The sequence below is a fragment of the Massilia phyllosphaerae genome (assembly GCF_034659755.1).
Taxonomy (GTDB): Bacteria; Pseudomonadota; Gammaproteobacteria; order Burkholderiales; family Burkholderiaceae_D; genus Telluria; species Telluria phyllosphaerae.
The window spans coordinates 616,292-637,394 of sequence record NZ_JAXSQX010000003.1; the positions used below are offsets into that span (position 1 = coordinate 616,292).

The following is a 21,103-nucleotide window of genomic DNA, read 5'->3' on the forward strand; positions in this document are numbered from 1 at the left end:
CCGGCCATGTTGAAGCGACTGTGTTTTGCGCTGGCGCTGGCCGGCGCTGTGGTGACGGGCGCGGCGGCTGCCGAGGCGCCCAAGGGATCGCTGGTCATCATCGGCGGCGGCCTGCAGGCCGACAATGCCGCGGTGTGGCAAAAGATCGTCGCGCTGGCGGGCGGCAAGGGCGCGCGCATCGCGGTGCTGGCGACGGCGGCCGGCAATCCCGAGCGCGAAGGCCAGCTCACTGTAACGAACCTGAACCGCCACGGCGCGCAAGCCTTCGTGGTGCCGATCGCGCCGCGCCTGGCAGGGCGCGACGTGCGCAAGGATGCCGACGATCCGGCGCTGGCACGCGCGCTGGCGGATGCCGGCGGCGTGTTCTTCACCGGCGGCGACCAGGCCCGCATCACCGCGGCGCTGCGCCACCCCGACGGCAGCAACACCGCCGTACTGGACGCGCTGTGGACGCTGTACCGGCGCGGCGGCGTCATCGCCGGCACCAGCGCCGGCGCCGCCATCATGAGCAGCACCATGTTCTACGATCCGCCGGCGGAGGTGCTGCCGGTGCTGAAGAACGGCGTGGTCGACGGCAAGGACGTGGCACCGGGCCTGGGCTTCATCGGCGACGACGTCTTCGTCGACCAGCACCTGCTGGTGCGCGGCCGCTTCGCGCGCATGCTGCCGGCAATGCTGGCCAAGCATTACGTGCTGGGACTGGGGATCGACGAGAACACCGCCGCCGTGATCGGGCCGGGACGCGACGTGACCATGATCGGCTACCGCGGCGCCATCGTGCTCGAGCTGGCGCAGGCCACCAGCGACAAGACGCAGCCCGGCTTCAACCTTGCCAACGCGCGCATCAGCTACCTGGACAGCGGCGACCGTTTCAACCTGGCCACCCGCACCTTTTACCCGGGGCCGGGCAAGGAACGCATCAACGAAGCGGTACCCGAGCACCGCCCGCCGATTTTTTACACGGATATCCTGGGGAACACCACGGTGGTGAATCTGCTGGAGAAGCTGGTGGACAGCGACCAGCAGCGCGCGGTCGGCGTGGCTTTCGATGCGCCTGGCAGCCCGATGGCCGAGCGTGGGTTCGAGTTCACGTTCACGCGGATGCCGGACAGCGGGGAGTTCGCCACCAACCGCGAGGATGCGTTTTCGATTTACCGGATCAGGATGGATGTGCGGCCGGTGCGGGTGCGGCAGCCGTTTTATACGGCAGAATAACGCTTGGACAAATTGAGGCCTGCTCAATATGAACGTCGCCCCTGCGAAGGCAGGGGCCCAAGTTCGATGCGCCGTCGAAACGCGTGCAACTTGGGCCCCTGCCTTCGCAGGGGCGACGTGCGAGGGTAGCAGGCCAAAACAGCACTGCCACCACGCCATTTACTGCTTCAACAACGGCTTCAGGTACTTGCCAGTCACACTCTCCGGATTCTCCGCCACCTCTTCCGGCGTACCATGCGCCACGATCGTACCGCCGCCGGCACCGCCTTCCGGTCCCAGGTCGACGATCCAGTCCGCGGTCTTGATCACGTCCAGGTTGTGCTCGATGATGACGAGCGTGTTGCCCTGGTCGCGCAGGCGGTGGATCACCTTCAGCAGCAGGTCGATGTCGGCGAAGTGCAGACCGGTGGTCGGCTCATCCAGGATGTACAGCGTACGCCCGGTATCGCGCTTCGACAGTTCCAGCGACAGTTTGACGCGCTGCGCCTCGCCGCCCGACAGCGTGGTCGCGCTCTGGCCCAGCTTGATGTAGCCGAGGCCCACGTCCAGCAGCGTGTGCAGCTTGCGCGCGATGACCGGCACCGGCTTGAAGAACTCGTGCGCATCTTCCACCGTCATGTCCAGCACTTCGGTGATGTTCTTGCCCTTGTACTGGACTTCCAGCGTCTCGCGGTTGTAGCGCTTGCCGTGGCAGACGTCGCACGGCACGTACACGTCCGGCAGGAAGTGCATCTCGACCTTGATCACGCCATCGCCCTGGCAGGCTTCGCAGCGGCCGCCCTTGACGTTGAACGAGAAACGGCCGGCGCTGTAGCCACGCTCCTTGGCGGTCGGCACCGTCGCGAACAGGTCGCGGATCGGGGTGAACACGCCGGTGTAGGTCGCCGGGTTCGAGCGCGGGGTGCGGCCGATCGGTGCCTGGTCGACCGAGATCACCTTGTCGAAGTGCTCGAGGCCGTGGATCGCGTCGTGCGGCGCCGGCTCGGTCTGCGAACCGTACAGGTGGCGCGACAGGGCCGGGTACAGCGTGTCGTTCACCAGCGTCGATTTACCCGAACCCGAGACGCCGGTCACGCAAGTCATCAGGCCGACCGGCAGCTCCAGCGACACGTTCTTCAAGTTGTTGCCGGTGGCGCCGGTGATCACCATCTGACGGTCCGGATCGGCCACGGTGCGCTTCTTCGGCACGTGGATCTTCTTCTTGCCGGACAGGTAAGCCGCCGTCAGCGACTCCTTGTTCTTCATGATGTCCTTGAGCGAACCCTCGGCAATCACGGCGCCGCCGTGCACGCCCGCGCCCGGCCCCATGTCGACGATGTAGTCGGCGGTGCGGATCGCATCCTCGTCGTGCTCGACCACCAGCACGCTGTTGCCGATGTCGCGCAAATGTTTGAGCGTCGCGATCAGGCGGTCGTTGTCGCGCTGGTGCAGGCCGATCGACGGCTCGTCCAGCACGTACATCACGCCGGTCAGGCCGGAACCGATCTGCGACGCCAGGCGGATACGCTGCGCCTCGCCGCCCGACAGGGTGTCGGCGCTGCGGTCGAGCGACAGGTAATCCAGGCCGACGTCGTTCAGGAATTTCAGGCGCGCCACGATTTCCTTGATCACGCGCTCGGCGATGTCCTTCTTGGCGCCCGTCAGTTCCAGGCCGTCGAAGTACTTCAGGCAGTCGCGCAGCGGGGTCTTGGCGACCTCGTAGATCGCGCGCTGCTGGGCGCCGTTGCCGATCTTGACGTAACGCGCTTCGGTACGCAGGCGCGCGCCGTTGCAGGTCGGGCACTCCTTCTCGTTGATGAACTTCGCCAGCTCTTCCTTCACCGCCATCGAATCGGTCTCGCGGTAGCGGCGCTGCAGGTTGTTCACCACGCCTTCGAAGGTGTGCTCGCGGATCACGGTGCGGCCACGCTCGTTGACGTAGGCGAACGGCACCGCGGTCTTGCCGGAACCGAACAGCACGGCATCCTGGGCCGCCTTCGGCAGCTGCTCGAACGGTTTATCCAGGTCGAAGCCGTAGTGCTGCGACAGGCTGGTCAGCATCTGGAAGTAGAACTGGTTGCGGCGGTCCCAGCCCTTCACGGCGCCGGACGCCAGCGACAGGTTCGGGAAAGCCACGATGCGCTTCGGATCGAAGAACTCGATGTGGCCCAGGCCATCGCATTCCTGGCAGGCGCCCATCGGGTTATTGAAGGAGAACAGGCGCGGCTCCAGCTCCTGCAGCGAATAGCCGCAGACGTTGCAGGCGAACTTGTTCGAGAAGATGTGCTCCTTCTCGGTATCCATTTCATACGCCACGGCGCGGCCGTCGGCGATGCGCAGCGCGGTTTCAAAACTCTCGGCCAGGCGTTGCTTGATCTCGTCATTGACCTTGATGCGGTCGATGACGACGTCGATCGTGTGCTTTTCGGTCTTCTTCAGCTTGGGCAGGTCGTCGATCTCGTAGATCTTGGCCGTGCCGGTGCCGCTCTGGATGCGGAAGCGCACGAAGCCCTGGGCCTGCATCGCCTGGAACAGGTCGCCGTGCTCGCCCTTGCGGTTGGCCACGACCGGCGCCAGGATCATCAGCTTGGTCCCCTCCGGCATGGCCAGCACGGCATCGACCATCTGCGACACGGTCTGCGCGGCCAGCGGCTCGTGCGAGTGGTCCGGGCAGTAGGGCGTGCCGACGCGCGCGTACAGCAGGCGCAGGTAATCGTGGATCTCGGTGACGGTGCCGACGGTCGAGCGCGGATTGTGCGATGTCGCCTTCTGCTCGATCGAGATCGCGGGCGACAGGCCCTCGATCAGGTCGACGTCCGGCTTTTCCATCAGCTGCAGGAACTGGCGTGCGTAGGCCGACAGCGATTCGACATAGCGGCGCTGGCCCTCGGCGTACAGCGTGTCGAACGCGAGCGAGGACTTGCCGGAACCCGACAGGCCGGTGATCACGATCAGCTTGTTGCGCGGCAGATCGAGGTTGATGTTCTTGAGATTGTGCGTGCGGGCGCCGCGGATTCGGATTTCTTCCATTAGCTTGTTTTGAAGCCTTTCACATGGTTTGAGGGCCGGCGCACGAGACTGTCGCGGTGGGCGGGCCAATCGGGGAGAACCGTTAACTATAGCCGGTTTTATTCTTGCCCGTACGTGCCGCTGAAGCGCTCGTGCCAGCGTGAATATCCTTGCATGGCAGTCTTGCAAGCAGACGCAACGGATTCCACGGGGACCGCATCTATGTGGGCTGTTTCAAGCGCTCTTCAATGACAAAGCGATCAAAATCTGAAAATAAATTTGTGGTGCATGGATGGTGATTTATAAAAAGTATGAATTACTTAATGACTTTTGGTATCTGAGGCTATGGAATTGAGTGGTGTGGCTGTCAGTGGAATACTTCCCGCCCTTTCATACTTCGTTCCTGGCTTCAATCATGAAAACCGTTCTGGGTCCGCTTGGCCTGATCATGCTCGCCATTGTGCAAGCCGGTTGCGGCAGCAGCGGCGACCGCGCCGCGGCCAGCCTGCCCGCGGCCACGGCCACGGCCACGGCGACGGCGACGGTGCAAGTGGACGCACCCGCCATCGTGGCGCCGCAGCCGGCGCCGGCCCGACTGACGGCGCTGTCCGCCATCCCGGGCGTGCCCGCCTGGTCGACGACGGGCGGCAATCCGGGGCACACCAACTACGTGCCCGCCACCTTCGATCCGGCAAAATTCTCGCGCCGCTTCAGCTGGCCGCTGCCTGCCGGCGCCGCGGTGTCCCAGGCCCAGCTTGCGCTCGACGGTGGACAGGCTTTCGCCGTGGTCCGCGACGCCGCCGGCACCTGGCGCCTGCATGCGATCGACGAAGCGAGCGGCAAGCAAAACTGGACCGCGCTGCTCGGCCAGCCCGACATCGTCGACCCGCCGGCCACCCACGACGGCAAGGTCGTACTGAGCAGCGCCGCCGGCCTGGACGGCGACGCCCTGTGGTTCTTCGACCAGCGCACCGGCAAACTGCTCGACAAGCGGACCATGCCGGCCCGGCGCACGGCCGGCCACTCGACGGCCGACCTGCGCATGGCCCCGGTCATCGCGGGTGACGGCATCTACGTGAACGACCGCGCCGGCGGCAAACTGCTTGCGAAGTTCGATGTTTCCACTCACGCATTGCTGTGGGAAAGCGAGTGGGCCGGCGCCGCGAACCATGCCTTTGCCCCGGCCGTCGAGGGTAACCGGGTGTACGCCGCTTTTTCCAGCGGCGGCCTGCTCGCCGTGGATACCCGCACCGGCAAAACGGTGCTCGAGCACCACCGGCAATTCACCGACGCGCCGATGCCGGGCATGGTCTCGGATGGCAGCGCCTACGCACTCGCCGCGGGCGGCCTAGTGGCGACCGACCTGAAACGGGGCACTTTCAAGTGGCAGGGTCCGGAACTGCTGGAACTGGCCGCGCCGCCGGGACCCGTACTGTACGGCATTGCCAGCGATGCGATCCAGGCGATCGACAGGGCAACCGGCAAGCTGCTGTGGAGCATGCCGACGCCGGCACCGACGTCAGGGTCGAACGCGATCTTGGCTACCAGGAACCTGCTGTTCATCAGCAGCACGCCGCAGTCGAACAGCGGAACCTATGCCATCGACATCGCGACCCGCAAAGTCGTGTGGCGCACGCCGGAGGGGGGCTGGCTGTCGATCTCGCCGAACGGGGTGCTGTACATCACGCCGTTCGAAGGGGCAGTCACGGCGGTGAACCTGCAGTCATGACGCGCCATTAATTAGCGCATTGTTACCTCGGGAATTTTGACCGGTATCTCTTCCAAATGGGGCACTCCGCCCCCATTTTCGTGGTCTGAGCGGATGTCGGGAAACGGGGCGTCCGCCAGCCTGCAACACCTGCAAAAAGTTGCCTATCGGGGCAAGCAAACAGGCATAATAACGGACGCAAATCAACAGCCTCTCCGGCACTTAGTCAACACGCAGAGCCGGGGATCAACCTAGGAGTTTCACCATGGCATCAGTCAACAAGGTCATCATCGTCGGCAATCTCGGCCGCGATCCGGAAATCCGCTACATGCCGAGCGGCGACGCCATCGCCAACATCGCGGTGGCGACCTCGTACAAATCGAAGGACCGCAACTCGGGCGAGCAGAAAGAGCTGACCGAATGGCACCGCATTTCCTTCTTCGGCCGCCTGGCCGAAATCGTCGGCCAGTACCTGAAAAAAGGTTCGTCGGTCTACGTCGAAGGCCGCCTGCAGACCCGCAAGTACACCGATAAAGACGGCATCGAACGCTACGCCACCGACATCATTGCTGAAAACATGCAGATGCTGGGCGGCCGCCAGGGCATGGGCGGCGGCGACAGCTACGGTGGCGACGACAGCTACGGTGGTGGCGTTGGTGGCGGCTACGACGCCCCGCCGAGCCGTCCGGCCCCGCAGCGCCAGGCGCCGCCGGCACCGGCAGCCCGTCCGCAACCGAAGCCGGCTGCGAACTTCTCGGATATGGATGACGATATTCCGTTCTGAGGCCCATATCGTTATATTTTTGTTGATAAAGCCCACTTCCGTGAGGAATGTGGGCTTTTCTTTACCAACACATTGTTTTGTGGTTTAGTGTGGTTCCAGCTCAACTACTACTTGGCAAAAAAGGTTGATAGATGACGAAATTCGTCGCAACCAGTTCGTTCATGTTCGAGCAGCACCTTGCTAAGTGGGGCATGACCGGCACCGCGCCGGATTACTTGATCAAGAAGACGACTGATGCGCTTGATCAGATCGCCGCCAGCTTAAAGCAGTGTCAAGTACCGGCGCGCACACCTTAGCAACCCGGCCGTCACCAGAGCGCTTGGCTCTGGAGCTTATGGACAGATCAGACCTTGAAGTGTTTTTAACTGTAAGCGTCTACTGAACACCGTCTGGACGAGCAAAAGGTAACTCGGCCATGATTGAATTTTCGGCACAATCAATTGTGTCCACAAATTCGTTTATGGACACAAATCTTCAGTCGGTCATTTCTCCCTCCCCGCGCGTTAAGTACCGCCGCCATTCGCAGGAAGGTCAATAAGCACTAAGAGACTTTAATGTCCAGGCCCCGTCACCAAAATTCGTCTTTGAGGCGCTATTAATTACCGGCGGGTTAAACGCAACAGCGGACCCAAACTACCAAGAATGCGAAGCCTGACCATCCTTCGCTCGCCGCTCGACTCAGCACGTGTCAGCTCACCCCGTCGCTCGCGCAGCGCCCGCAAACCATGTGCTTTCTGACGCGATCAGTTATCTGGCGCAAAGGACTGTCAGCCGGCTTCATCGCCATAATCTCGAACAGGACATGGCCGATGCTGACCCGCGATCCCGTGGCATCGACCCGCCAAGGGTCGTCGTTCTCCTGTAACAGCGCAATGGGATCGCCACCGCGGCTCGATACGCTGAGCGTGCGGAACGCATGATGCGCCAACCCGCAATCAGGCAAGCCCTCGACGTAAATGATCAGGAACGCGATATGTCCGAACGACAAATGGCCGTCGAAAGACACCGAATTGACGCTGTCCTTTTGATCGGCACGTATCTTATATTCACGTAATGATGCCGGGTCAACGGAAAATCCGAGATCCCCGATCGGAATGGCCAAATCGCTGCCGGCGACGATGACGGTTTCTTCGTCCTTTTGATGGGCAGCGATGAATCGGCTCAAGCGGATCCCTTGAATATCGCACCTCAGAAACAGCTGAGCCGTACCGCGATACAGGTATTCGTAGCTTCTTTCGTACATTGTCGGCGGAACCACCTCGAAATAGCCCCCGCAGGACGCGGCTGACATCTTCGAACCGGTACCCCAGTCGTCCTGGTAATCCTGCGTCAGGCGCGCTGCCGCATTCAGCGCATTGCCGATTACCGCATCCGATGAATCGGGCTCCACGCCAGGACGCCGCCGCAGAATCTCCAGCCCTTCTTTCGCGCCGCTGCCGATCGCCAGCACGTAACCATAGGTAGGAATCTCATCATGATGCACCTCACCATCGTGGTGCAGCTCGACGTCCTCGCCGTTTGGCGTCACGACCAGGAATGAAAAGGCTTTATCGGTACGCCTTGCACGAAATTCCCTGGCATCTTGGTGTATCTCACGGCCATAAGGCTGCGTAGGCGACAAGAGCGTACACAAATAATCGAATAATTTTTGCGCCGAACCGACCGTACCGGAATACAAAAACAAACTCCTGTCCGGCAGCAGCCAAAACTTGCGGCCCAGGCCCACGGGCTGGTAACCAAGTCCACCTCGCGTATCGAGCGTATCGAGCAGCGGCGTAGCAATGCCACCGGCGGCGCTGGCCGGCCTCGAAATCAGAGAATCGACCAAGATCAGCGGATGCGTATCCGAATACAAGACGGCGACGAAGGTCATGATGATGTAGAGATGCCTAGACTGCGTCAATCTTACCCCGGCATCAGATCATGAACCAAGCTTTTTGGGCTTCAAATAAGCTTGATCTGCATCACGCACCTTGCATAAACGATGAACTAAGGACTCACCCAAAATTTACAGCGAATTCGCTGCCGATCAGAATATCCTGGCGATGTTCTGCCGCTGCGCATTCATTCCTGATGAACTGGCGCTGAAATCCAGTAGGTCGATCCTACTATCCACGTTCTAGGGTAGGCCTTGGCGACCCAAACCAGAATTCGGATCGGCCGTTGTCATATAGGCGGCCGGACGCGGTTGCGCCGCTCGTATTTCCCCCAAAGCTGGCTAGCCACTGGCGAATGAGCAGCTACCCACAAACTGATGATAAAACAGCTGTTTGACCGAGGAATCCAAGATTTATGCTGCAACCAACATATGCAGTGCTAACTCAAGGGCGTTTCGGGAGTGGCGGGTCGGCGCAACCCACAATTTTGGTGGGGATAACCGTTCTGATCGCGCCGCGTTTTTCACGTACCGATGAAAGAATCCCCGCAGTTTTTCAGGTTGCGGGGATTTTTTATGCAATCGGCATCACACATCCACCACCATCTCAAACCCGCCATAAATCATCCGCTTGCCATCGAAAGGCATGTTCTCCGGCTTCATGAACTCGGCCATGCGCGGATCCTTCATCACCTTGTCGTTGACCTCGTCGCGCTTGGCCCGCGATGCGTAGAAGATCCACGAAAACGCCACCACCTCCCCATCCTCCAGCAGCACGCTCTGCGGAAACGACGTCAGCTTGCCCGGCTTGACGTCATCGCCGATGCATTCGCGGAACTCGAGTGCGCCGTGTTGGCGCCAGATCCTGCCTGCGGCCCTGGACATGTCCTTGTAGGCGTCCAGCTTGGCACGTGGAACAGGCACCACAAAACCATCGACATACGGCATGACGTTCTCCTGTGACGAGTACTCCGATATAGACCGTCGCGGCGGCAGGAAAATCCCGCCGCCGCGACGGTCGGATCAGGCGCAGATCAAGGCCGGCTACGCATCAATGCCGCGCCGGCAGGCCGGGCCGAGGCGGCATTGCCGATGGCGCGCCAGCCACAATCCGGCATGGCAAGACTGGCACGCGGGTTCTCATCCGTGTAATATCCCGACTTTGGGTGCGTCCATTCCCGTCGGGGGATGGCGTTAAACGGGAAACCGGTGACGCCGCATGAGAAATGCGGTCATTCCGGTGCAGCCCCCGCTGCTGTAAGCCTGACGACTCCGGCAATACGCCACTGCGACGCAATCGTGGGAAGGCCCGGAGGAGGACGAAGGCGAGCCAGAATACCGGCCCGAATTGTCAGCACCATTCCCCGGGGTGACGGGAAGCCGCTGTCGACCGGCTTGCGCGCCCGCTTTCAGTCCCGCTCCCCGTCCGTCGACCGTCTTTTCAGCCTCCGTCTGGTGTCCTTATCGACCATTCGACGGGAGGTTTCGAATGCACATCATGGAAGGCTTTCTGCCGCCGGCGCATGCGCTCGGCTGGGCCGCCGTTTCCGTTCCCTTCCTGGCCTGGGGCCTGCGCTCGATGGGGCGCAGCTTGCAGGCGCATCCCGAGCGGCGCATGCTGCTCGGCGTGGCCGCCGCCTTCGCCTTTTTGCTGTCGGCCCTGAAACTGCCGTCGGTCACCGGCAGCTGCTCGCACCCGACCGGCGTCGGCCTCGGCGCGCTGCTGTTCGGCCCCGCGGCGATGGTGCCGGTGGGCTTCGTCGTGCTGTTGTTCCAGGCGCTGCTGCTGGCGCACGGCGGCCTGACCACGCTCGGCGCCAACGTGTTCTCGATGGCGATCGTCGGTCCGTTCGTTTCCTACGCCGTGTTCCGTGCCGCGGCAAAGCTGGGGGCGGGCCGCTCCGTCGCCGTGTTCCTGGCCGCATGCCTGGGTGACCTGGCGACCTACCTCACCACGTCGGCGCAACTGGCGCTGGCCTTCCCGGATGCGGTCGGCGGTTTCGACACCTCCTTCCTCAAATTCGCCGGCATCTTCGCGCTGACCCAGGTGCCGATCGCCATCAGCGAAGGCCTGTTGACGGTGCTGGTGGTGAACGCGATGGCGCGCTTCAATGCGCACGAGCTGCGCGCGCTGCCGGTGATGGCCTTGCGCACGCGGGAGGGCGCATGAAAACGCGCAACTGGCTGCTGTGGGCGGCCATCGTCCTGCTGACCGTGCTGCCGCTGTGCCTGATCGGCGCGCCGCCCGGGAGCGAAGGCGTATTTGGCGGCTCCGACGACCGCGCCCAGCAGGCCATCGGCACCATCGCGCCGCACTATAAACCCTGGTTCGCGCCGGTGTTCCAGCCGGCCAGCAGCGAGATCGCCTCGCTGCTGTTCGCGCTGCAGGCTGCCATCGGCGCCGGCGTGATCGGCTACTGGCTCGGTTTGTCGGTGGCGCGCGAGCGTGCGCGCAAGAGCGAGCTTGCGGTCGCATCTTCGGAGCAGGGTCCACGTGCGGATTGAAACGGCCGCCTACGCCAGCCACTGGCAGGGCGTCGCCCCCTCGGCCAAGGCCCTGTTCGCGCTGGGCGGCATGGGCGCGGCCTGGGTCGCCACGCGTCCCGGCACGCTGGCCGTGCTGGCGGCCGTGCTGGCACTGGCCGCGTTGATCGGCGCGCGCGTACCGTTACGGACTTATGTGGCGGTGGCCTTGCCGCCGCTCGGCTTCCTGCTGCTGTCCTGCCTGACGATGCTGGTGACGCCCGGCGTTGACGGCAGCTGGCACTGGGCTAATTCGATGTGGCCGGCGGTGGCACGCACCGCCGGGCGTTCGCTGGCGATGCTGGCGGCGCTGCTCGGTTTTGTGCTGACCACGCCGCTGCCCGACCTGCTGGCGCTGCTGCGCCGCCTGCGCACGCCCGAACTGCTGCTCGATTTGATGGCGCTGTGCTACCGCATGCTGTTCGTGCTGCGCCAGGCCTGGGAAGAGGGCGTCACGGCGCAGAGCGCGCGCCTCGGTTACCGCGGCTGGCGCCACGCCTGGCGCTCGACCGGCCTGCTGGCCGGGCAGATGGCGGTGCAGGTATGGCAGCGCGCCAGCGCCCTGCAGATGGCGGCCGAGGCGCGCGGCTACCAGGGCACCTTGCGTTTCCTGCCGGCCGAGTTCCCGCAGGCGCGCCGCCAGACTGCGTGGGCGGCATTGGCTGCGGCGCTATTGCTGCTGGTCGCGGCCGGAGACCGCGTATGAATCGCATCATCGAGATGCAGGCGGTCGGCCACGCCTTTGCCGACGGCAGCAGCGGCCTGCGCGACTGCAGCCTGGCGCTGGGCCGCGGCCGCCGTCACGCGCTGCTGGGCGCCAACGGCGCCGGCAAGACCACGCTGCTGCAGCACCTGAACGGTCTGCTGCGCCCGACCGCCGGCCGGCTGCTGCTGGACGGCCAGCCTTACGACTATGGCCGCGGCGGGCTGACGCAGCTGCGCCGCCGCGTCGGCCTGGTGTTCCAGAATCCGGAGCGCCAGCTGTTCTCGGCCCAGGTCGAGGAAGACGTGTCCTTTGGCCCGCTGAACCTCGGCCTCGACGCCCCCACCGTCCGCGCGCGCGTAAAAGCCGCGCTCGATGCGGTCGGGCTGGGCGGACATGCGCGGCACGCCGTGCACCACCTCAGCTTTGGCCAAAAGAAGCGGGTCTGCATCGCCGGCGTGCTGGCGATGGCGCCGGACGTGCTGCTGCTGGACGAACCGATGGCTGGCCTCGACGCGCCGATGCAGGATGACCTGGCCGCCTTGCTGGACCGCCTGGCGGCGCGCGGCACGACCATCCTGCTGTCCACCCACGACATCGATTTCGCCTACGGCTGGGCCGACGACCTGCACCTGATGGCGGGTGGGCGCGTGATCGCGTCCGGGCCGGCGCAGGCGGTCGGCGCCGACGTCGATGCGCTCGACGCCGCCGGCCAGCGCCCGCCGCTGGCGCTGGCGCTGCATGCGCACCTGGTCACGCGCGGCGTGCTGCCGGCCGGGCAGGCGCCGCGCAGCGTGGACGCGGTACTGGACGCGCTGCGCATCCTGCCGTTCCAACCTTTGACGAAGACACCGACATGACAATCCACATCGCCAACAACGCCGCCGGCAAGATCTGGTTCGTCGGCGCCGGTCCCGGCGACCCCGAACTCATCACCGTGAAAGGCCGCAGGCTGCTGGAGGGGGCCGGCGCCGTGCTGTTCGCCGGTTCGCTGGTCGACCACGCCGTTACCCTGTACGCGCCGCCCGGCTGCGCCATCCGCGATTCCAAGGACATGACCCTGGAAGAGATGACCGCCTGGCTGATCGACCAGGCGCAGCGCCACGCCACCGTGGTGCGCCTGCAGACCGGCGACCCGGCCCTGTACGGCGCCCTGATCGAGATGGCGCGCCCGCTCACGGCAGCCGGGATCGAATGGGCGGTGGTGCCGGGCGTGTCGTCGGCGATGGCGTCGATGGCGGCCGCCGGCGAATCGATGACGCTGCCGGAAGTGACCCAGACCGTGATCCTCACCCGGGTCGAAGGCCGTACGCCGATGCCGGACGGCGAAGACCTGGCCAGCCTGGCGGCGCACCGCACCACCATCTGCATCTTTCTGTCGATCACCTTGATGTACAAGGTCGAGGCGGCGCTGCGCGCGGCCGGCTGGCCCGACGACGCGCCGATGCTGGTGGTGCACAAGGCCAGCTGGCCGGGCGAGGAAAAGATCATCCGCGGCACCCTTGCCGACATCAAGGCGCGCTGCCGCGAGGCCGGCGTCGCCAGCCAGGCGATGATCGTCGCCAGTCCCACACTGGGCGCGCTGCATTGGGAGACGCTGGTGCGCTCCAAGCTGTACGACCCCACATTCACCCATCGCTTCAGGAAGGCCAGCGCATGAATCAGATCATCTTTACTCCCTCCGTCACGCTGCACGCGGACGACACCGTGCTGCTGGTCGGCCACGGCTCGCGCGAGGATTCGGGCAACCAGGAAATCCGCGAGTTCGTGGCGCAGTGGCGCGCGCGCCGGCCCGAGCTGCGCATCGACCTGTGCTTCATCGAATTCGCGCCGCCGGAGCTGAACGCCGCCTTGCTGGATGCCGCGCGCAGCTCGCGCCGGGTGCTGGTGGTGCCGCTGATCCTGAATGCGGCCGGCCACGTCAAGATGGAGATTCCGGAAGCGGTCGAGCAGGCGCGCATCGCGTGCCCGCAGGCTGAGATCCTGCTGGCGCCGCACCTGACCGCCTGCGATCCGATCCTGGCGATCCTGAAGCGGCGCCTGCGCAAGGCCATGAATGCGCTCGACATGCCGGATCCGACCACCACCGGCGTGGTGGTGCTGGGCCGCGGTTCCTCCGACCGCGGCGCCAACGGCGAGATGGCCAAGATGACACGTTGGCTGCAGGAAGAGGGGGATCATGAACTGGTCGACCTGGCCTTCACGGGCATCACCTGGCCGCGCCTGGAAAAGGTGGTGCAGCGCCAGGTGCTGCTCGGCATGCGCCAGGTCGTGGTGCTGCCATACTACCTGTACACCGGCACGCTGATGCAGCGCATCCACCGCCAGGTCGAGCACCTGCGCGGCCAGTACCCGCAGGTGCGCTTTTTCTGCGGCGAGCATTTCGGCTTCGAGAAGGAGATCTTCGAACTGATGGACCAGCGCGTGGCCGACCTGCGTGCCGGCGTGCCCGACAGCCGCCTGCCATGCGACGGCTGCGGCTACCGCGAGCTCGCGCACGACCTGGGCCATGGCCACTCGCATGCGCACACCCACGACCACGGTCACGCGCATGGCCCGGACCACGGCGCTGCGCACCCGCACGAGCACGGACACGATCACGCACACGGGCATGACCAAGGTCATGAGCATCCGCATGACCACGCTCATGGGCACGACCATGCACACGATCACGATCACGATCACGACCACGACCATGCACACGATCACGATCACGATCACGATCACGACCACGATCACGACCACGCGGAGACGCAGCCGGCATGAGCACGATTAACACCGTCACCGAACAGCTGACCCGCGCCGGCCAGGCCATCGAGCACGACAGCTTCGCCATCATCGACGCCGAAGCCGGTACGCACGCCTATACCGAACAGCAGTGGCCGATCGTGCGCCGCATGATCCATGCGAACGCCGACTTCGATTTCAACGGCCTCACCGATTTCCATTCGAATGCGATCGACGCCGGTATCGAGGCCATGCTGGCCGGCGGCCGCCCGGTGGTGGCCGACGTCGAGATGATCTGTTCCGGCCTGTCGCAGCCGCGCCTGGCGCACTTCGGCATGAAAACCTGGCAGTTCATCAGCGACGCCGACGTGATCGAGCGCGCCAAGCAGGAAGACACCACGCGCGCGGTGCAGGCGATGCGCAAGGCGGCCAGCCGCGGACTGCTGGACGGCGCCATCGTCGGCATCGGCAATGCGCCGACCGCATTGATCGAGCTGGTACGCCTGATCCGCGAGGAGGGCGTACGCCCGGCGCTGGTGGTCGGCATGCCGGTCGGTTTCGTCTCTGCGGCCGAATCGAAGGACTTGATGGCCGAACTGCAGGACGTGCCCTGGATCGTGATCCGCGGGCGCAAGGGCGGTTCCACGCTGGTGGTGGCGGCCCTGCACGCGCTGCTGGCGCTGGCCGAGGCCAGGCAGAAGACCATGCAGGCGGCGCAAAAATGAAGGACAAGACGGCCGAGCGCGGCACCCGCACTGGCTTCACCACCGGCGCCTGCGCGGCGGCGGCGGCGCGCGCGGCGGTGCTGGGCCTGGCCGGCGGCGCGGTGCCGCTCGAGATCGAAAGCCTGCTGCCGAACGGCACCCGGGTGCGCTTCGCCGTGCACGACGGCCGCTGCGATGGCCGGCAGGCGCACGCGATGGTGATCAAGTTCGCCGGCGACGATCCGGACTGCACCGACGGCGCCCACCTGACGGTCGACCTGCGCCTGCTGCCCGGCCAGGCCGGCACCGTCGCGTACCTGGCCGGCGACGGCGTCGGCACTGTGACGATGAAGGGCCTCGGCCTGGAAGTCGGCGGCCCGGCGATCAACCCGGTGCCGCGCCGGAACATCGCCGACAACCTGCGCGAAGCGGCGCCGCAGCTACTGATGGAACACGGCATCGAGGTCACCATCAGCGTGCCCGACGGCCAGGTCATGGCAAAGAAGACCACGAATGCGCGATTGGGCATCCTGGGCGGCATCAGCATCCTTGGCACCACCGGCATCGTCAAGCCGTATTCCACAGCCGCCTGGCGCGCCAGCGTGGTGCAGGGCGTGCAGGTGGCGGCCACCACCGGCCACGACCTGGTTGCGCTGACCACCGGCGGGCGTACCGAGACCTTCGCCATGGCCACGCTGCGCGCCGAGCGGCCGGAACTGCCGTCGGCCTGCTTCGTGCAGATGGGCGACTTTCTGCGTTACGCGCTGGACGAGGCGGCGGCGCAGGGCATCGGCCTGGTGGTGCTGGCGGTCATGGTCGGCAAGCTGACCAAGATCGCCCAGGGCGAGACCATCACCCACGCCAACCGCAGCGAAGTCGATACCGACCTGGTGGCCGAGATCGCGCGCCGCATCGGCGCCGCGCCGGAGGATTGCGCCGCCATCGCCGCCGCCGAGACCGCGCGCTTCGGCGCCGAGCTGATGGTCGAGCGCGGGCTGGGCGACGCCTTTCACCACGCGCTGGCGCAGGCGGCGATCGATACCTTGACGGCGCCGGAACGCTACGGCCGCGCCTTCCAGCTGCGCGTGATCGTCACCGACTTCGAAGGCAAGCAGGTGGCCGACGTGCTGTCGCCGCCCGGGCTGCCGCGCGCCGCGCCGGCGGCCGGCCGCACCAGCATCGACCACATCCTCGACACTGACTGATATGGACACCACTGTACAAGACCCCAACCCCTGCCGCGTGATCGGCGTGCTCGACGACGGCGTCGCCAGCCTGAACGCCACCGCGCTGGCTTACCTGCGCCATGCCGACGTGGTGATCGGCGGCGCCCGCACGCTGGCGCTGCTGGCGCGCGAACTGAAACCGGGCGCCGTCCAGCATGACCTCACCGGCAAGCTGAAAGCGGTGCCCGACTGGGTGCGCGCGGCGCGTGCCGACCACCAGAGTTGCGTGGTGCTGGCCACCGGCGACCCGCTGTGCCACGGCATCGCGCCCTACCTGGCCCAGCACCTGTGCGTGCAGGCGCTCGACATCCTGCCCAACCTGTCGACGCTGCAGCTGGCCTGCGCACGCATCGGGCTGGCCTGGCAGGATGCGCGCATCGTCTCGGTGCATGCCAAGGATGCCGGCGAGTGGGCGCGCGGCAGCACCCCGCAGCACGGCCTGTACGGCCTGGCCCAGGCACTGCGCCGCCATGCGCGCTTGCTGGTGCTGACCAGTCCCGACAATTCCCCGGACCGCATCGCGCGCCTGCTGCTGGCCGAAGGCCTGGGCGACGACTTCCACATGGCGGTGGTGGAAAACCTGCTGCAGCCGGAAGAGCGGGTGCTGGCCGAACTGAGCCCACAGGATGCGGCTGGCATGCGCTTCGCGGCGCTGAACGTGGTGCTGCTGTGGCGCGTGACGCCGGCGCCGCGTCCGGTGCAGTTCGGCTTGGCGGATGCCGCATTCGTGCAGCGCCAGCCCGAGAAGGGCCTGATTACCAAGCAGGAAGTGCGCGCGGTGAGCCTGGCGCGCCTGCAGCTGCGGCTTGATAGCGTGGTGTGGGACATCGGCGCCGGTTCGGGTTCGGTCGGCCTGGAAGCGGCGCGCCTGTGCCCGCAGGGCCACGTGTACGCGATCGAGAAGAACGACGCCGATGTCGCCATCGCCGGCCAGAACCACGCGGCCTTCGGTGTCGGCAACTACAGCCTGTATCAGGGCAAGGCGCCCGAAGGGCTGGATGCCTGGCCGGATCCGGATGCCGTATTCATCGGCGGCTCCGGTGGCGAGCTGGCGACCTTGATATCGATGATCGTGGCGCGCCTGCGCCCCGGCGGCAACCTGGTCATGAATTTCGTCACGCTGGAAAACCTGGCGACTGCGACAGCTACCCTCGACGGCATCGAGGGTGTAGCCTGGGACGTGCTGCAACTGCAGGCCGCGCGCAGCAAGCCGATACTGCACATGCACCGCATGGCGGCCGAAAACCCGGTATGGATCGTGTGTGCGCATCGTGAAGGAGGCGAAGCATGACCGGAACACTGTACGGCATCTCGCTCGGCCCCGGCGACCCCGGCCTGATCACGCGCGCCGCCTGGGAGCAATTGCAGCGCCGCGATGCGGTCTGGGTCTACCCGGCGCGCAGCGGCAAGACCCCGAGCTATGCATTCGACATCGTGCAGCGCGCCGGCCTTGTGCCGCCCGCGGAGCACGCGCTGCTGCTGTTCCCGATGACGCACGACGGCGAGAAGCTGGCGCGCGCCTGGCTGCGCGCCGCCGAGACCGTGCTGCCCTGGCTGCGCGCGGGCCGCGACGTGCTGTTCCTGGTCGAGGGCGACGCCAGCACCTACGCCACCTTCGGCCACCTGGCGCGCACCGTGCGCGCGCTCGACGCCCAGGTGGGCGTCAAGATCATCGCCGGCGTGAATGCCTTCACGGCCGCCTGCGCCGAAGTGCCGGTGCCTTTCGCCGAGCAGGACGACACCGTCGCCATCGTGCCGGCCGCCTACGGCGTCAGCGCCGTGGACCGCCTGCTGCCCGACTTCGACACGCTGGTGCTGATGAAAGTGAAGCCGCTGCTGGACGAGCTGATCGACTGGCTGGAGCGGCGCGACCTGCTGGCCGGGGCCCACTTCATCGAACGCGTCGGCGCGCCCGACGAGCGCCGTTTCAGCGCGCGCGACATCCTGGCGCTGCGCGGTACCAAGGTCAGCTACCTGTCGCTGCTGATCGTCAAGCATCCGCACCGTATCCGCGGCGAACGCATCAAGGGCTGCCTCAAGAAGAGCGGCCCACTACCTTTATTAGAGGAGAGCGCATGAGCGCACCAACCGATAACCCCCGCCTGTGCCTGGTGGCGATCACCAAGCACGGCGCCGCCCAGGCTGCGCGCCTGGCGGTCGACCTGCCCGACGCCGATATCTGCACCTCGGCCAAGTTCGCGGCCAGCTTTTCCGGCCTGCCGAACGCGATCCGCGCCTACGAGGGCGCGCTGCGCGACGAGATCGGCCCGCTGTTCGCCGGCTACGACCAGATCGTGTTCTTCGTGTCGCTGGGCGCGGTGGTGCGCCTGATCGCGCCGCACCTGCGCAGCAAGGACGAAGACCCGGGCGTGATCGTGGTCGACGACGCCGGCCAGTACGTCATTCCGGTGCTGTCCGGCCACGTCGGCGGCGCCAACGAATGGAGCGAGCGGGTGGCGCTGCTGCTGGACGCGGCGCCGGTGCTGACCACGGCGTCGGACGTCGGCCGCACCATCCCGGTCGACATCCTCGGTCGCAACCTCGGCTGGCGTGTGGAAGCGCCGAAGATCAACATCACCCGGGTCTCGGCCCACGTGGTGAACGGCGAGCCGATCGCCTTCATCCAGGAAGCGGGTAGTCCCGACTGGTGGACCCGTCCGACGCCGCTGCCGGACAACATCCACCGTTTCGCCCGCTTCGACGAGGTGCCGCTGGAGCGCTATGCCGCCCTGCTGTGGGTGACGCATGCGGAGGTGCCGGCCGAGCGCTGGGACGCGCTGAAGGAACGCCTGGTGGTGTATCGCCCGCCACGGGACGCGGACCAGGACAGCGGCGCATGATCACCTTCGCCATCGGCCTCGGCTGCGACCGCGGTACCTCGCTGGAGACCGTGAGCAAGGCGGTCGAGGTGGCGCTGGCGCTGGTCAATGCGGTGCCCGACCAGGTCGTGGCCGCCGCCAGCATCACGCTCAAGATGGACGAAGCCGCGCTGCTGGCGCTGGCCCAGCGCTACGACTGGCCGCTGCAGTTCTATCCGCCCGAGCAGCTGGCCGGGGTACAGGTGCCGAATCCGTCCGAGGTCGTGCGCCGCCATACCGGCACGCCCTCGGTCAGCGAAGCGGCGGCTCTGCTGGCCGCCGGTCCCGGCACGCCCATGAGCGCGCTGGTCGTCGAAAAATACAAACACCGGGGCGAGGATGGCCGCAATGCCACCGTCTCGATCGCAAGGAAAACCCAATGAACCAAGAATTCACGCAGGCGGTGCCCGCTGACGCACCAGCGCCCGGCAAGATCATGCTGGTCGGGATCGGCCCCGGCAGCGTCGACCACATGACCCAGCGCGCCCGTGCGGCGATCGCCGAAGCCGACGTGGTGATCGGCTACGTCACCTACATCAAGCTGGTGGCCGACCTGGTCGAAGGCAAGGAGATCATCCGCAAGTCGATGACCGAGGAACTCGACCGCGCGGTCAGCGCCCTGGCCTCGGCGCGCGCCGGCAAGAAGGTGGCGCTGATCTCGTCCGGCGACGCCGGCGTCTACGGCATGGCCGGCCCGACCTTCGAGGTACTGTTCCAGTCCGGCTGGACCCCGGACGACGAAGTCCAGGTCGAGATCATCCCCGGCGCCTCGGCGCTGAACAGCTGCGCCGCCCTGGTCGGCGCGCCGCTGACCCATGACTTTTGCGCGATCTCGCTGTCCGACCTGTTGACGCCGTGGCCGACCATCGCGCGCCGGCTGGATGCCGTCGCCATGGCCGACTTCGTGGTGGCGCTGTACAACCCGAAGAGCGGACGCCGCACGCGCCAGATCGTCGAGGCGCAGCGCCTGTTCCTGCGCCACCGCCGCCCGGATACCCCGGTCGCCATCGTCAAGAGTGCCTACCGCCGCCGCGAGAACATCGTGTTCACCACGCTGGACAGCATGGCGGATGCCGACATCGGCATGCTCAGCACGGTCCTGATCGGCAACAGCAATACCTTCGTGCGCAACGGCCTGATGGTGACGCCGCGTGGTTACGCGAATAAATACGACATGGACGACGGCGGCAGCACCCGCGACGGCGAAAAAGCCGGCCGCTCGCTGTCCACCGGCCTGCTCGGCTGGCTGGAAACGCTGCAGGCCGAACACGCGGCCGGCGCCGACATCGCCACCCTGGCGGCGCGCCACCGCCTGCCGGCCGACTACATCCAGGCCACGCTGGACGAACCCCTGGATGCCGCCGCGCTGGCGTCCGCAACCGAAGAAAGCGAAGCATGAGCACCGAACCGATCGACAACCCGATTCCGAAACCGAAGATCGGCGACTACCGCCGCCACCTGCTGGTCTGCACCGGGCCGCGCTGCACCGAAGACGGCCAGTCGCAGGCACTGTTCGACAGCCTGGGCGACAAGTTCAAGGCCGCCGGCCTGAACGCCGGTGACCTGCGCGTCAAACGCAGCCGGGTCAGTTGCTTCGCCGCCTGCAAGGGTGGCCCGATCGTGTGCGTCCAGCCGGACGGCACCTGGTATTACAACGTGACGCCGGGCAACATGGACCGCATCATCGACCAGCACCTGTGCAAGGGCGAACCGGTGGAAGACCTGGTGTTCCATCAGGCGAAACAGGACTGACAAACGGACCGTCGGGCACGCATTATTTGAACGGATGTT

21 protein-coding genes and 1 riboswitch are annotated in these 21,103 nt (G+C 65.8%); of the genes, 18 read left to right on the forward strand and 3 right to left on the reverse strand.

The features are described from left to right. The first annotated feature begins 6 nt into the window (after positions 1-6). The gene (locus U1H99_RS15350; RefSeq protein ID WP_323142584.1) at positions 7-1,215 is read left to right on the forward strand and encodes a cyanophycinase; all 1,209 of its coding nucleotides are present in this window, start codon (positions 7-9) and stop codon (positions 1,213-1,215) included. Between the two features lie 159 nt (positions 1,216-1,374). Here U1H99_RS15350 and uvrA read toward each other — a convergent pair whose 3' ends face one another. Continuing rightward, on the reverse strand, positions 1,375-4,224 hold the full coding sequence (uvrA, locus tag U1H99_RS15355) for an excinuclease ABC subunit UvrA (protein ID WP_323142585.1): 2,850 nt from the start codon (positions 4,222-4,224) through the stop codon (positions 1,375-1,377). Between the two features lie 394 nt (positions 4,225-4,618). On the opposite strand from uvrA, the gene U1H99_RS15360 reads away from it, so the two are divergent. The 3 genes from U1H99_RS15360 to U1H99_RS15370 all read left to right on the forward strand — a co-directional run bounded on the left by U1H99_RS15360 (position 4,619) and on the right by U1H99_RS15370 (position 6,991). Next, positions 4,619-5,932: a PQQ-binding-like beta-propeller repeat protein gene (locus U1H99_RS15360; protein ID WP_323142586.1), complete on the forward strand. Its 1,314-nt coding sequence runs from the start codon at positions 4,619-4,621 to the stop codon at positions 5,930-5,932. 244 nt (positions 5,933-6,176) lie between these two features. Continuing rightward, positions 6,177-6,695 carry a single-stranded DNA-binding protein gene (gene ssb / locus U1H99_RS15365; RefSeq protein ID WP_323142587.1) on the forward strand — a complete coding sequence of 173 codons (519 nt, stop codon included), beginning with the start codon at positions 6,177-6,179 and terminating at the stop codon, positions 6,693-6,695. 131 nt (positions 6,696-6,826) lie between these two features. Next, a complete protein-coding gene (locus tag U1H99_RS15370; RefSeq protein ID WP_323142588.1) occupies positions 6,827-6,991 on the forward strand; it encodes a hypothetical protein in 165 nt (54 codons plus the stop codon). Positions 6,992-7,383: 392 nt separating this feature from the next. On the opposite strand, the gene U1H99_RS15375 is transcribed toward U1H99_RS15370, so the two are convergent. Together U1H99_RS15375 and U1H99_RS15380 are read right to left on the reverse strand one after the other, a co-directional pair. Then, entirely contained in the window at positions 7,384-8,568 is a 1,185-nt protein-coding gene (locus U1H99_RS15375) for a hypothetical protein (RefSeq protein WP_323142589.1), read from the reverse strand. 591 nt (positions 8,569-9,159) lie between these two features. Then, a complete protein-coding gene (locus U1H99_RS15380; protein WP_323142590.1) occupies positions 9,160-9,519 on the reverse strand; it encodes a DUF1428 domain-containing protein in 360 nt (119 codons plus the stop codon). Positions 9,520-9,720: 201 nt separating this feature from the next. Continuing rightward, positions 9,721-9,932, forward strand: a riboswitch (cobalamin riboswitch). Positions 9,933-10,060: 128 nt separating this feature from the next. Between U1H99_RS15380 and U1H99_RS15385 the strand changes: the two genes are divergently transcribed. Genes U1H99_RS15385 through U1H99_RS15450 form a run of 14 tightly spaced genes read left to right on the forward strand, consistent with a single transcriptional unit; the run spans position 10,061 to position 21,064 of the window. Next, the gene (locus U1H99_RS15385) at positions 10,061-10,741 is read left to right on the forward strand and encodes an energy-coupling factor ABC transporter permease (protein ID WP_323142591.1); all 681 of its coding nucleotides are present in this window, start codon (positions 10,061-10,063) and stop codon (positions 10,739-10,741) included. After that, positions 10,738-11,076, forward strand: coding sequence for an energy-coupling factor ABC transporter substrate-binding protein (locus U1H99_RS15390; RefSeq protein ID WP_323142592.1), 339 nt, complete (start codon positions 10,738-10,740; stop codon positions 11,074-11,076). Before U1H99_RS15385 ends, U1H99_RS15390 begins: the two co-directional genes overlap by 4 nt. Beyond that, positions 11,066-11,800, forward strand: coding sequence for a cobalt ECF transporter T component CbiQ (cbiQ, locus tag U1H99_RS15395; RefSeq protein WP_323142593.1), 735 nt, complete (start codon positions 11,066-11,068; stop codon positions 11,798-11,800). The genes U1H99_RS15390 and cbiQ overlap by 11 nt, the downstream gene beginning before the upstream one ends. After that, the gene (locus tag U1H99_RS15400; RefSeq protein ID WP_323142594.1) at positions 11,797-12,657 is read left to right on the forward strand and encodes an energy-coupling factor ABC transporter ATP-binding protein; all 861 of its coding nucleotides are present in this window, start codon (positions 11,797-11,799) and stop codon (positions 12,655-12,657) included. Before cbiQ ends, U1H99_RS15400 begins: the two co-directional genes overlap by 4 nt. Next, entirely contained in the window at positions 12,654-13,457 is an 804-nt protein-coding gene (cobM, locus tag U1H99_RS15405; protein WP_323142595.1) for a precorrin-4 C(11)-methyltransferase, read from the forward strand. The genes U1H99_RS15400 and cobM overlap by 4 nt, the downstream gene beginning before the upstream one ends. Next, the gene (locus U1H99_RS15410; protein WP_323142596.1) at positions 13,454-14,563 is read left to right on the forward strand and encodes a sirohydrochlorin chelatase; all 1,110 of its coding nucleotides are present in this window, start codon (positions 13,454-13,456) and stop codon (positions 14,561-14,563) included. Before cobM ends, U1H99_RS15410 begins: the two co-directional genes overlap by 4 nt. Then, on the forward strand, positions 14,560-15,249 hold the full coding sequence (locus tag U1H99_RS15415) for a precorrin-8X methylmutase (protein WP_323142597.1): 690 nt from the start codon (positions 14,560-14,562) through the stop codon (positions 15,247-15,249). Before U1H99_RS15410 ends, U1H99_RS15415 begins: the two co-directional genes overlap by 4 nt. Continuing rightward, positions 15,246-16,433: a cobalt-precorrin-5B (C(1))-methyltransferase gene (locus U1H99_RS15420; RefSeq protein ID WP_323142598.1), complete on the forward strand. Its 1,188-nt coding sequence runs from the start codon at positions 15,246-15,248 to the stop codon at positions 16,431-16,433. Before U1H99_RS15415 ends, U1H99_RS15420 begins: the two co-directional genes overlap by 4 nt. A 1-nt stretch (position 16,434) precedes the next feature. Then, positions 16,435-17,745, forward strand: a complete 1,311-nt coding sequence (gene cbiE / locus U1H99_RS15425; protein WP_323142599.1) for a precorrin-6y C5,15-methyltransferase (decarboxylating) subunit CbiE — start codon at positions 16,435-16,437, stop codon at positions 17,743-17,745. Then, positions 17,742-18,533: a precorrin-2 C(20)-methyltransferase gene (gene cobI / locus U1H99_RS15430; protein ID WP_323142600.1), complete on the forward strand. Its 792-nt coding sequence runs from the start codon at positions 17,742-17,744 to the stop codon at positions 18,531-18,533. The genes cbiE and cobI overlap by 4 nt, the downstream gene beginning before the upstream one ends. Then, positions 18,530-19,294: a cobalamin biosynthesis central domain-containing protein gene (locus U1H99_RS15435; protein WP_323142601.1), complete on the forward strand. Its 765-nt coding sequence runs from the start codon at positions 18,530-18,532 to the stop codon at positions 19,292-19,294. Before cobI ends, U1H99_RS15435 begins: the two co-directional genes overlap by 4 nt. Beyond that, complete coding sequence (locus U1H99_RS15440; RefSeq protein ID WP_323142602.1) at positions 19,291-19,695, forward strand: cobalamin biosynthesis protein; 405 nt, start codon at positions 19,291-19,293, stop codon at positions 19,693-19,695. Before U1H99_RS15435 ends, U1H99_RS15440 begins: the two co-directional genes overlap by 4 nt. Further along, on the forward strand, positions 19,692-20,711 hold the full coding sequence (cobJ, locus tag U1H99_RS15445) for a precorrin-3B C(17)-methyltransferase (protein ID WP_323142603.1): 1,020 nt from the start codon (positions 19,692-19,694) through the stop codon (positions 20,709-20,711). Before U1H99_RS15440 ends, cobJ begins: the two co-directional genes overlap by 4 nt. Next, entirely contained in the window at positions 20,708-21,064 is a 357-nt protein-coding gene (locus U1H99_RS15450; RefSeq protein WP_323142604.1) for a (2Fe-2S) ferredoxin domain-containing protein, read from the forward strand. The genes cobJ and U1H99_RS15450 overlap by 4 nt, the downstream gene beginning before the upstream one ends. The last annotated feature ends 39 nt before the right edge of the window (positions 21,065-21,103 follow it).

Bases quoted from the DNA above. Each gene is read 5' to 3' on its own strand.
- ssb (WP_323142587.1), top strand. From the start codon at position 6,177: ATGGCATCAGTCAACAAGGTCATCATCGTCGGCAATCTCGGCCGCGAT.
- cobJ (WP_323142603.1), top strand. From the start codon at position 19,692: ATGAACCAAGAATTCACGCAGGCGGTGCCCGCTGACGCACCAGCGCCC.
- U1H99_RS15370 (WP_323142588.1), top strand. From the start codon at position 6,827: ATGACGAAATTCGTCGCAACCAGTTCGTTCATGTTCGAGCAGCACCTT.
- U1H99_RS15415 (WP_323142597.1), top strand. From the start codon at position 14,560: ATGAGCACGATTAACACCGTCACCGAACAGCTGACCCGCGCCGGCCAG.
- cobI (WP_323142600.1), top strand. From the start codon at position 17,742: ATGACCGGAACACTGTACGGCATCTCGCTCGGCCCCGGCGACCCCGGC.
- cobM (WP_323142595.1), top strand. From the start codon at position 12,654: ATGACAATCCACATCGCCAACAACGCCGCCGGCAAGATCTGGTTCGTC.
- U1H99_RS15385 (WP_323142591.1), top strand. From the start codon at position 10,061: ATGCACATCATGGAAGGCTTTCTGCCGCCGGCGCATGCGCTCGGCTGG.
- U1H99_RS15380 (WP_323142590.1), bottom strand. From the start codon at position 9,519: ATGCCGTATGTCGATGGTTTTGTGGTGCCTGTTCCACGTGCCAAGCTG.
- cbiE (WP_323142599.1), top strand. From the start codon at position 16,435: ATGGACACCACTGTACAAGACCCCAACCCCTGCCGCGTGATCGGCGTG.
- U1H99_RS15435 (WP_323142601.1), top strand. From the start codon at position 18,530: ATGAGCGCACCAACCGATAACCCCCGCCTGTGCCTGGTGGCGATCACC.
- U1H99_RS15375 (WP_323142589.1), bottom strand. From the start codon at position 8,568: ATGACCTTCGTCGCCGTCTTGTATTCGGATACGCATCCGCTGATCTTG.
- uvrA (WP_323142585.1), bottom strand. From the start codon at position 4,224: ATGGAAGAAATCCGAATCCGCGGCGCCCGCACGCACAATCTCAAGAAC.
- U1H99_RS15360 (WP_323142586.1), top strand. From the start codon at position 4,619: ATGAAAACCGTTCTGGGTCCGCTTGGCCTGATCATGCTCGCCATTGTG.
- U1H99_RS15410 (WP_323142596.1), top strand. From the start codon at position 13,454: ATGAATCAGATCATCTTTACTCCCTCCGTCACGCTGCACGCGGACGAC.
- U1H99_RS15350 (WP_323142584.1), top strand. From the start codon at position 7: ATGTTGAAGCGACTGTGTTTTGCGCTGGCGCTGGCCGGCGCTGTGGTG.
- U1H99_RS15400 (WP_323142594.1), top strand. From the start codon at position 11,797: ATGAATCGCATCATCGAGATGCAGGCGGTCGGCCACGCCTTTGCCGAC.
- U1H99_RS15390 (WP_323142592.1), top strand. From the start codon at position 10,738: ATGAAAACGCGCAACTGGCTGCTGTGGGCGGCCATCGTCCTGCTGACC.
- U1H99_RS15440 (WP_323142602.1), top strand. From the start codon at position 19,291: ATGATCACCTTCGCCATCGGCCTCGGCTGCGACCGCGGTACCTCGCTG.
- U1H99_RS15420 (WP_323142598.1), top strand. From the start codon at position 15,246: ATGAAGGACAAGACGGCCGAGCGCGGCACCCGCACTGGCTTCACCACC.
- U1H99_RS15450 (WP_323142604.1), top strand. From the start codon at position 20,708: ATGAGCACCGAACCGATCGACAACCCGATTCCGAAACCGAAGATCGGC.